8 protein-coding genes are annotated in these 11126 nt (G+C 51.3%); 4 read left to right on the forward strand and 4 right to left on the reverse strand.

Annotated elements, in window-relative coordinates; translation table 11 throughout:
- Nucleotides 1-125: 125 nt before the first annotated feature.
- On the reverse strand, nt 126-344 hold the full coding sequence (locus HMPREF2726_RS03445) for a hypothetical protein (RefSeq protein WP_036529748.1): 219 nt from the start codon (nt 342-344) through the stop codon (nt 126-128).
- A gap of 18 nt (nt 345-362) precedes the next feature.
- Complete coding sequence (locus tag HMPREF2726_RS03450) at nt 363-995, reverse strand: C40 family peptidase (protein ID WP_009313066.1); 633 nt, start codon at nt 993-995, stop codon at nt 363-365.
- A 170-nt stretch (nt 996-1165) separates the two neighbouring features.
- On the opposite strand from HMPREF2726_RS03450, the gene HMPREF2726_RS03455 reads away from it, so the two are divergent.
- Nucleotides 1166-2809, forward strand: coding sequence for an ABC1 kinase family protein (locus tag HMPREF2726_RS03455; protein WP_003765617.1), 1644 nt, complete (start codon nt 1166-1168; stop codon nt 2807-2809).
- A gap of 75 nt (nt 2810-2884) precedes the next feature.
- Here the strand turns inward: HMPREF2726_RS03455 and trpC are convergent, their stop codons facing one another.
- Complete coding sequence (gene trpC, locus HMPREF2726_RS03460; protein ID WP_070602189.1) at nt 2885-3667, reverse strand: indole-3-glycerol phosphate synthase TrpC; 783 nt, start codon at nt 3665-3667, stop codon at nt 2885-2887.
- Between the two features lie 317 nt (nt 3668-3984).
- Here trpC and HMPREF2726_RS03465 point away from each other — a divergent pair, with 317 nt between their 5' ends.
- Together HMPREF2726_RS03465 and HMPREF2726_RS03470 are read left to right on the forward strand one after the other, a co-directional pair.
- Complete coding sequence (locus tag HMPREF2726_RS03465) at nt 3985-4572, forward strand: YdcF family protein (RefSeq protein ID WP_070602191.1); 588 nt, start codon at nt 3985-3987, stop codon at nt 4570-4572.
- A 59-nt stretch (nt 4573-4631) separates the two neighbouring features.
- On the forward strand, nt 4632-5894 hold the full coding sequence (locus tag HMPREF2726_RS03470) for a sulfate ABC transporter substrate-binding protein (protein WP_283118689.1): 1263 nt from the start codon (nt 4632-4634) through the stop codon (nt 5892-5894).
- A gap of 241 nt (nt 5895-6135) precedes the next feature.
- Here HMPREF2726_RS03470 and pilC read toward each other — a convergent pair whose 3' ends face one another.
- Nucleotides 6136-9489 (reverse strand): PilC family type IV pilus tip adhesin, encoded by a 3354-nt coding sequence (gene pilC / locus HMPREF2726_RS03475; protein WP_070602193.1) that lies wholly within the window; start codon nt 9487-9489, stop codon nt 6136-6138.
- Between the two features lie 388 nt (nt 9490-9877).
- Here pilC and carA point away from each other — a divergent pair, with 388 nt between their 5' ends.
- Nucleotides 9878-11008, forward strand: coding sequence for a glutamine-hydrolyzing carbamoyl-phosphate synthase small subunit (gene carA, locus HMPREF2726_RS03480; protein WP_070602195.1), 1131 nt, complete (start codon nt 9878-9880; stop codon nt 11006-11008).
- Nucleotides 11009-11126: the final 118 nt, after the last annotated feature.

The raw sequence follows: 11126 nt of genomic DNA on the forward strand, positions 1-11126 counted from the left end.
AGGGGATGTCCAACTTTTGGGGTGCAGTTCAAGCATCTTGCCGGCTTTCAGACGACCTTGTCGGGTTGCCGCCCATAAAAAACGGCATGGTTCAAAAGCCATGCCGTCGGATAGGGATTTTCCGCCTAGGATTTCCGGTAGGGATTTTCCACACCTTCAATCAAGGCTCGCAGGTATTCGCGCAACTGCTTCTCGCCGCACCCCATCAGAAGCGCGTCTTCGAATGCGTCTTGCGCCGCCTGATAAAGCTCGGTCATGTTCTCGGTCATGACTTTCACTTTTTCAGTGCAGGATACGATTTGCCCGTCGTCGTCATACCATTTGGGCATTTCAGGCATACTCACGTTGGTACTTTCCTAGACTTAATTGAGGAAACGGGACGGATCGTTTTTCTTCACGCGGCGGGCGAAGGCGTATTTGGCATTCCAGTATTTGTTGCTGAGGCTGGTGACTTCAATACGTTTGCCGGTACGCGGCGCGTGGATGAAACGGTTGTTGCCAATGTAGAGGCCGACGTGGGAGATTCTGCCGCGACCCATCGTGCGGAAGAACACCATGTCGCCCGGCTGCAATTCGCTACGCGATACGCCGACACCCATTTTTGCCTGTGCGGCGGAAGTGCGCGGGAGGTTTACGCCCATCGAGCGTTTGAAGATGTGCTGCATAAAGCCGCTGCAGTCGAAACCTGTGGACGCGGATGTGCCGCCGTAGCGGTAGGCTACGCCCAAAAGCCCCATCGCGCTGCTGATGAGTTCGTCTGCATTGTCTGATGACTGTACAGAGCTTACGGGTTGGCGGGGAGCGATCGCGGCAGTGATTGCGCGTCCGGGTTGGAGGAGTGCCGGGGAAGCAGGTTGTCTTGCATCTTCAAATTGGTTTAAAACCTGCTGTCTGTTTCTGACGAACGAATCGAGATCGTCGGCGTTTGCAAAATGAATGCCGGACAGCACATAGACCGAAGCCAATAGTGCCGCCAGCCTGGATAAGGCTTTCATGTTTGACTGATTCCATTTTCAGACGACCTGTCTGCCGCCTGCTATTATGTTATTCTGTATCTGGGATATTCAGGCGATTGTATATAAAAAACAGGATGTTTGGCAAAAAAGCGTCTGTTATATTGCGTTAAAGCGTTGTTTATAAAAAATTTTGCAAAGATACCCGACCCATGATGATACCTACTCTGCTCGCTATGCGCGACTTTTCCAGAATGCGCGAAATTATTACCGTGCTGACGAAATACGGCTTGGGCGGCTTTGTGCAGCGCATCCGTTTGGGCGCGGCGGGCGGGGACGAAGTGCATCCCGACAGCCGTTATATGAGTACGCCGCGACGCTTCCGCAAAGCGTTTGAGGAGCTGGGTCCGACCTTCGTCAAACTCGGTCAGGTATTGTCCACGCGGGTCGATATTTTCGGGGCGGAGTGGATTGAAGAGTTCGAACAACTGCAAAGCAACGTCGCGCCGATACCGTCGTCTGAAATCTATACTTTGGTCAAAGCCTATCTGGGCAAACCCGTTTCCGAAGTGTTCCGCAGCATAGACCCGAAACCCGCAGGCAGCGCGTCGGTGGCACAGGTACACCGTGCCGAACTTTTAGACGGAACCGCCGTCGCCGTCAAAGTCAAACGCCCCGACATCGAGCCGGTCATTCAGGCGGATCTGCGGATTTTGAACCATCTCGCCAGACTGATGGAATCCGAAATCCCCGAAGTGCGCCGTTACCAGCCCGTATTGATGGTCGCCTATTTTGCCAAGAGTCTGGCGAAAGAAACCGATTTATCGGTGGAGCTGCGCTATATGCAGCGCTTCGGTCAGACCTTTTCAGACGACCCTTTGGTCCGCATCCCAGCCGTCTATCCCGACATTTCCAACCGGCACATCCTCGTACAAGACTACATCGGCGGCACGCTCCTGAAAGACGCCGACCTCGACACCATGCCCCACACCTTGCGCAACGGGCTTGCCGGACGGATTACCGACACCCTCTTCACCATGATGCTGCGGCAAGGCTTTTTCCATGCCGACCCCCATCCGGGCAACATCTTCATCAACGACAACGGCGGCATCACCTTCATCGACTTCGGGCTGGTCGGACACCTCGGCAACACCCGCCGCCGCGAAATCCTCAACCTCATCAACGCCCTGACCAACAACGACGCGCTGCTCATCCAATACGTCCTCAGCGACTGGGCGCAGGGCGATTTGCCCGACGAAAACCTGCTCGGCGCCGATGTTTTGGAAATGCTGCTCAACTACGAACACACGCCTATCCGCGACTTGCGCGTCAGTCAAGTCATCAACGACATCACCTCCATCATGCGCCGCCACGGGCTGACCCTGCCTGGCGACCTCGTGATGCTCTTCAAAACCCTCATCACCCTCGAAGGCGTCGTCAAACGGCTTGACGGCAGTATCGAACTGCTCGAACGCGCCAAACCCATCACCGAAGCCGCCGTCAAAGAACAAGCCTCCGCCGCCCACATCGCCCGCAACGCCAAAACGCAACTGCGCACCCTGTTGCAAATGGCGGAGTCGCTGCCACAAGACTTCTTCAGGCTGACCAGAATGCTGCAAAAAGGCAAATTCGGCATCACCCTAGACCTCAAGCAGTCAGACCGCATCAGCCATCAAATCGACAGCGCCGCCAACCGCCTGACCATGGGCATCGTTACCGCCGCCCTGATTATTGGTTCGTCCATCGTCATGAGTATAGACACCGGCCCCAAGTTTATCGGCTTCGTCGGCTACCTTATCGCTTTCGCCAACAGCCTGTGGATTATCTGGTCGGTGTGGCGGTCGGGGAAACACTAAACTGCCTGCTTCCGAAGCAGACCGCCTCAAAAGCAGGCAAGAAATTTTGTGCTTTGCACACCTTGCGGCAAGGTATTAAAACAACTTACGCACTTCGGCTTCGATATCCGCCGCCCGCATAAAGGTTTCGCCGATTAAGAACGTATGCACGCCGTGTCCGCGCATAAAGTCCACATCGTCTTTGTTTCGGATACCGCTTTCCGTGACGACCGTTTTGCCCGACAGCTCGGGCAGCAGGTCTAAAGTTTGCTGGAGCGTGACTTCAAAAGTCCGCAGATTGCGGTTGTTCACGCCCCAAAGCGGCGTGGTCATGTTACGGCATTTTTCCAATTCGGATTGGTCGTGCAATTCCAGCAGAACGGTCAAGCCCAAATCGTGGGCAACGGCTTCAAAATGCGCCAACTGCGCGGCATCCAAAGCCGCCGCAATCAATAAAACCGCATCTGCGCCCCATGTGCGCGCCTGATAAATCTGATAGTCGTCGATAATGAAATCCTTGCGCAACACCGGCAGGCTGACCGCCGAACACGCCTGTTTCAAATACTCGGGCGAACCTTGGAAATACACTTCGTCGGTCAACACAGACAAACAGGCCGCCCCCGCGCGTTCATAAGCGCGCGCAATGTCCGCAGGGTGAAAATCAGGCCGTATCAGCCCTTTGCTGGGACTGGCTTTTTTGATTTCCGCGATAATGGCAGGCAAGTTTTGGGCGTGTTTATTGCGGATGGAAGCAAAAAAGTCACGCACGGGTTCGGCATCGCGCAACCGCGCTTTGACTTCCACAAGCGGCACCGCCGCTTTTTGAGCGGCCACTTCTTGAGCCTTGGTGGCAAGGATTTTATTGAGGATATCAGTCATAAATGGCTTTCGGTCAATACATGGCGGAACCACGCAAAACAGCAGGCAACCCGATGCCGCCGCTTTTTGCGTCCTTCCATACCGTAAAGGGAAAAACGGTTTATCTTAACATTTACGAGGTCGTCTGAAAAACAGAAGATGGTTTCAGACGACCTCCCCGCGATGACAACACAACATACCCACCCCGCCCGCAACCGAAATCTACCGCCCATCCCGTCTCGCCGGTCAGACAATCCGCATATGCTATGATGTTTCACTGCCGCGCCATCCAACCGATATCCCGCCGCACACACCCGATACACCCAAAGGAATCATTTATGAAAAGATGGATAATATGGGGCCTCCTCCCGCTTCTCCTCATCTGGGCGACCAGCGTGGCTTGGCTGCATTACCAAGCCGTCCAAGCAGAAAAAGCATCCCAAAACATCAAACCTGCCGACATCGCCGTCATCTTGGGCAATTCCGTCAACAGGCGCGGCAAACCCAATCCCTGCCTGCGCTCCCGAGTAGAAGCAGGCGTCGCCCTCTACCGCCAAAACAAAGTCAGCGGATTGCTGATGAGCGGCGGCACGGACGGCGACGGCAGCAACGAAGCGGCAGCCATGCAATCTATGGCGATAGACATGGGCATCCCGCCCGAACACATCCGCATCGAAAACAAATCGGAAAGCACTTTTGAAAACATCGCCTTGAGCGTCCCGCTGTTGCAAGACGTATCCAACGTCATCATCGTCAGCGACGCCTTCCATCTCGCACGCGCCGAGTGGCTCGTCAACCGTCATTTAAAAGGCAAAAACGTCCAGTTTTACGCTTCCGATTCCTGCGGCGACTCCACGCCCAATTACCTGCGCAAGCTCTCCCGTGAAATACCTGCGTGGATTAAAGCCATGATTATGCACCGCTGAATCCTGTCCGTCCGAAGCAGACGGCTTTCGGTTTGGCAAGCAGCGTTCACAGCTAGGCGTTGTCTGCATGGTTCATCATTGACAAAAGGTCGTCTGAAAACCGAAATCCGTTTTCAGACGACCTTTCCGTTATTCATCCCTTCAAACGCCATAACTGCAAACACCAAGCCACATATCGCCGCAAACGCATTTCCGTTATATCCAAAGAAGCAAACAATATTTCCCGCGCGATTCCCACCTTGTTATATTCCCCGCTCAAGTATTTGTCTGATAAGGAAAATATGATGGGACTCAAATCATGGCTGGGCATTATCTTCATCGGCGCGACGGTGTGGCTCGCCTCATGCGGGCAGTCCGGCGGCACGTCGAAAGGCAAACCCGAACGCGTCGTCATGTTGAATGTATCGTACGACCCGACACGCGAGTTCTACCGCGAATACAACCCGTTTTTCCAACACTACTGGCAAAAAACACACGGACAGGAAGCAGATATCCGCCTCTCCAACGGCGGTTCGGGCAAGCAATCATTGACCGTGCAAAACGGCTTGAAAGCCGATGTCGTAACGCTTGCACTGGCATCCGACATCGACGCGCTCCATCACAGCAAAGCAGGCAGACAACTCTTGTCGGCAGATTGGCAAAAAGCCCTGCCGCACAACAGCACACCCTACACTTCGACCATCGTGTTCCTGGTACGCAAAGGCAACCCCAAGCAGATTCATGACTGGGACGACTTGGTCAAAGGCGACGTACAAATCATCACGGCAAACCCAAAAACCTCAGGCGGCGCACGCTGGAATTTCCTGTCGGCTTGGGCATACGCACAAGAAAAAGGCGGGGATGCGGCGGCAGAACAGTTTGTCTCCGAACTCTACCGCCGCGTGCCGGTCATGGACGCAGGCGCGCGCGGTTCGACCATAACCTTTACACGGCGCGGATTAGGCGATGTTTTGCTGGTATGGGAAAACGAAGCCCACCTCGCCTTGCAGGAAAATCCGAACCAATTTGAAATCATCACGCCGTCAATATCCATGCTGTGCGAACCACCCGTCGCCGTGGTCAGCGCAGTAGCAAAAGAAAAAGGCACAGAACAAATCGCCAAAACCTATTTGGAAATGCTGTATAGCAAAGAAGCGCAACGAATGGCGGCACGCCATTTCTACCGCCCCACCGACGAAGCCGTACGCTCCGAATTTAAAACACGCTTCCCCGATTTAAAACTGGTCAGCATCGACGAAACCTTCGGCGGTTGGCGCAAAGCACAAGCACGATTTTTCAACGACGGCGGCGTATTCGATAAGATTTACCGACCGCAAAGCTGATTGCATTCAGATATAGTGGATTAAATCTAAATCAGGACAAGGCGACGAAGCCGCACAGTACAGACAGTACAGAACCGATTCACTTTGGTGCTTCAGCACCTTAGAGGAATCGTTCTCTTTGAACTAAGGCGAGGTAACGCCGTCGGTTTAAAGTTAAGCCACTATAAAACAAAGGTCGTCTGAAAACCTGTTTCCACGTTTTCAGACGACCTCTTGGTCTTCATACGCTTACACGAATCAATCAGAAAAACAGCTCGCGCCAGCTGATACGTTGCAGACCACAGATACGGCCTTTTACTGTCAAAGATTCCCCTTTATTCAGGAGTAAACTGCGCTGGTCTCCCTCTTTGCCTGAGAAGCATTTGTTGTTGGGCGTACCAGAACCCAACCCAAGCTCCTTATCCGTACCGGTTTCACCGCTGTCACCATCGGCAGTAACAGGATCGTCTGTACGCTTGTTCGGATCGATAAAGGTGAAGCTGACAATACCCTCTTGAGTCAAACCGTTGGCGTATTGCGTACCGAAACCGCTCAATTCACGCTTAAATATATCAGGCGTAAAACGTGCGCTACGGCTATTGAGTGCACCGCCGTTATCAGCATTGATACCGAGGAAGGTCGTGCTGGTTACAGTTGACTTATTGTTGCTGACAGGCAGACACAAGTCTTTTTCCGCTTCTTCTTTGCCGATGGTTTTACCAACATCAGAAGTGTACTTGCGTATTGTAACGATGGCAGTACGCAGAATCATGGTCGGCTTAAGTGAAACACGCTCACCGGGACGCAGATTGATGAACCAGCCCTTATGCGCCTCTTCAATTTTTTCGTTGCTCAGATATAAGGCTTTACTGGTTTGCGGCTGATTGTTTCCATCGTTATATGACTGCTCTGCCTCAGTAATAGTTTGTTCACGCAGGTTTTGCGCGACGACACCCTGATTTGTTTTGTCCTCAAAGAGATCTTTCGGCGTTTTATCCAATTTTTGGAAAATACCGTAAATCGATTGTGTCTCAGTATTGCTCAAATCACTTTGGTAGATCTCGCTACCTGTACCGAAAATCACGACGTATTCCTTAGTACCTTTTCGCGATACGGCAGGAGCCGAGGTAATCGGCTTGCTTGACGAACCTGAGAAAATTTTGACCACAGTCCAATCACTGGGAGCTGCCCCGCGCAGGTCAAAGCGGTACATATTGCCCCCTCGGTCGCCCGCAAAGGCAAAATCGACAACCCCGTCAAAATCGGTATCGAGCAACGTCGGTGTAGACAGCCCGCCTACACCATCCTTCACGACAATTTTCGCCAGTTGATCACCAGGTTTACCTGCAGCCTGACCACGTTTCTCGCCTGTACCGACTTCTTTACCAAGCATTTCGTAAACATATAACGCCGTTTCGTTGGCTGCTGCATCTTTTTCTTCAGCTGCGTAGCCACTGGCAAGGAAGCCTGCGTAACGGATGTTTTCATCCAGTTTGGCACTACCGTCAGTTTCACGTTTGATGGAAACACGACCGATTTGCGGCGTCCCGATGGTAAAGCCCAAAGTATTGTCTTTACCTTTGGCCGTTTCAAACAAAGGAACTTTATCGCTCCAAGCAGCCGCATCCAGACCGGTATTGGTGGTTTGATCTTCTTTACCGCCTATATTGAGAGCGTATGCACCACGTCCGCCTTGTCCCATTGCACCAAACATAAAGACACGTTGCTGAAACTTACTGCCTTGTTCAGCTGCGGCAGTCTGCCGTAGGGTAAAGCCACCATTTACGCCGTATTTATGGTTTTCAATGGATTTTCCGTAATCCGCATGCGCGATGTCTTTCAATACTTTGGCAAGCGTAATCGGGTTGCCCGAAGCATCATTTTCACGCTCCATCGCAGAAGGAAGGTAGCTGACTTTCAAATCATAAGGATTGTTACCATCCGTACTTTGGAAAATATGCACCATACCGTCGTTGGCTGCGGCAACCAAATATTTGCGGCGACCATGCTCCTGATTGCCGACTGCTGCAACAGAACCATCTAGGATATCACCTAAATCACGCTCTCCGGCTTTACGCTCACGGTAAGGCTTGTATGCACTGTCATCTCTACCAACCCTGCCCGTCCAATTGAGCAGCTTTTTCCATTCGTCTTTGTCATCATTCTCAATACCAAAATAGGCATTGTTGACTTTATCAGCAGGAATGGCGTCGATAAAGTAAGTATTAGAACCCGTGTTGATCAACGTTTTACGATTACCAAAAGAGGGTTGGGTAACCGTACCTTCCCGTCTACCGTCACTATTATTCAATTTATTAAATAAAATCTGACTGCTCCAAGAGCCGGTATTCAACTTGATGGTTGCCGCTAGATCAGGAATGCCACTACTGGAAGTTGCGGGCGCAGTACCGCCCTCTCCTTCAAAAGGAATACTTGCATTATCATTACTAATCTGACTGATAATTTTCTCAAAGGCATTATATAAATCATCAGGTTTCGCAGCGTTGAAATACCAGCCATCACGACTTGCGCCCCTTATGAGGTATTGCTCACCAGCTGGAGAAATGCCATTACCAAAACCGACAGTGAAGGTTTGTACTGTTTGTTTGCTGTAATCCACACCCTTAGGATCAATATTTGGATTACCATCCCAGCTCACCCCGGCAGCATCGACACGGTCTACGGCTGCCGTTTTAATGTCTTTAACATCAAGTTTACGGCTAAAGAATGCCATCCCACCTTCGACTCCTCGATATCTGTTGGCAGTATCCCAGAAGGACGAATAGTGCACACCTTCCTTCTTATCTCTACATGTATTGCCCAATTCATAAGGATCGAAATATTTCATCGGAGACTCGCCAAAATATTTGTAAGCAGTGATAAACGGTTCCGTCCGATAAAGATCTGCCTCGTAGTTGAAGTATGCACTCGGATAGTTTGAGTTTCTCCGACCGTTATTCCCATCATAGTTAAAACGATAATGAAAACTTGTCCTATCATGGTTGCAAGAGAAGTTGGCATCACCGTCGGACATCATCACAACATAGGATTTCTGACAGCGGTATTTGATATTCGGCATAACAGCAGATGCGACCACCTCGTAATACCTGCGGGTAGCAGGTGTATAGCCCGAGGGACTCATGCCGTCTACTAAAGTTTTCATTTGTACCCATGAGGTATTAAACGTTTCTTCGCTATTCGTATAATTCTTTTTGGTATGCTTTGTAGGATCAGGATTACTAAAATTATTTTCTGTATTTACCAAAGCCTGCAAACCCCAGTTGAACTTATCCTGATACTTGTCAAGAACTTTATTCAATGCTTTTTTCGTTACATCCATCCTTGATTCTTGCCCAGGAGGGTTCCCTCCTCCTGTAATCGCATTGCGACCCATACTCCCGGAGTTATCAATAAAAAACATAATGTTATGTTTAATTTTCGGCTGCTCGATAATCTGAGACTCGTTTTGCAGATAAAGCGGGGTTTTGGCAAACTGTGCTTGCGCTTGCGATGCCGCCCCCATCAGGGCGAGCGCGGAGGCGATGCTGTAAATCATCGGACGGATGGAGCCGGGGCAACGTGAAGATTTGTTTTTCATAATGCGTTCTTTTTTCATAAAATCGTCGGTTGACGGATGATGACGTTGTTTTTATTTTCTCGGAATGAGATTCTAACATTTACGATGTCATTTATGTGGGGTTCGGGCTGTTTTTTTTATCTGATGCGGCGAACAATGGCAAAAATGAAACAGGCGGCGCGATTGTAAAGGCAAAATCCGTTGCCACGTCACGGCTTGAACGATATGGCTTTTTGACGTAGAATGCATTGCTTCTACGGCATAGGCAGCTATGCCTGAAAAAGCACGTTACGCAGCAAAATCAAGGCTGCGGGGCGTGTTTTTTTTTAGCCGATATTTTCTCAGGCGGTCTTTTTTGTAAACAATTTTCAGACGACCCCTGCCCGTTTCTGCAAACCGACCATCATCAGGCAAACAGGATTCCATCATGACCACTCCGGCTCTTCTCGTTCTCGCTGACGGCAGCGTATTTCACGGCACATCAATCGGTTACGAAGGTTCGACTTCCGGCGAAGTCGTGTTCAACACTTCCATGACCGGCTATCAGGAAATCCTGACCGACCCGTCCTACTGCAAACAAATCGTTACCCTCACCTACCCCCACATCGGTAATACCGGCACCAACGCCGAAGATGAAGAAAGCCGCAGCGTTTATGCCGCAGGCTTGATTATCCGCGACCTGCCGCTGCTGCACAGCAACTTCCGCGCGTCCGAAAGCCTGCACGACTATCTGGTGCGCAACAAAACCGTCGCCATCGCCGACATCGACACCCGCCGCCTGACCACGCTGCTGCGTGAAAAAGGCGCACAAGGCGGCGCGATTTTGACCGGTGCGGACGCTACGGTTGAAAAAGCACAAGAACTGATTGCCGCATTCGGCAGCATGGTCGGCAAAGACTTGGCAAAAGAAGTTTCCTGCACAGAAACTTACGAATGGACCGAAGGCGAATGGGAATTGGGCAAAGGTTTCGTTACACCTTCCGAACAGCCTTACCACGTCGTCGCCTACGATTTCGGTGTCAAAACCAACATCCTGCGCATGCTCGCCTCACGCGGCTGCCGCCTGACCGTCGTTCCCGCACAAACCAGCGCGGAAGACGTCTTGGCACTCAATCCTGACGGCGTATTCCTATCCAACGGCCCCGGCGACCCCGAGCCTTGCGACTACGCCATCAAAGCCGTACAAAAACTGATGGAAAGCGGCAAACCGATTTTCGGCATTTGTTTGGGACACCAACTGATCAGCCTCGCCATCGGCGCCAAAACCCTGAAAATGCGCTTCAGCCATCACGGTGCCAACCACCCTGTACAAGATTTAGACAGCGGCAAAGTCGTCATCACCAGCCAAAACCACGGTTTCGCCGTCGATGCCGACACTCTGCCCACCAACGCACGCATTACCCACAAATCCTTGTTCGACAACACCTTGCAAGGCATCGAACTGACAGACAAACCTGTATTCTGCTTCCAAGGCCACCCCGAAGCCAGCCCGGGCCCGCAAGACGTCGGCTATCTATTCGACAAATTCATTGACAATATCAAAGCAGCAAAACAATAAAGCTGATTTTTTCAGACGGCCACACTCAACTCGACAACAGGCCGTCTGAAAACCAAACTTCAAAAATATAAATTCAGCCCCCTCTCAACATCTGTACAGCCTGAAAACCCAATCGTCT

Source organism: Neisseria sp. HMSC074B07, assembly GCF_001810355.1.
Classification (GTDB): domain Bacteria; phylum Pseudomonadota; class Gammaproteobacteria; order Burkholderiales; family Neisseriaceae; genus Neisseria.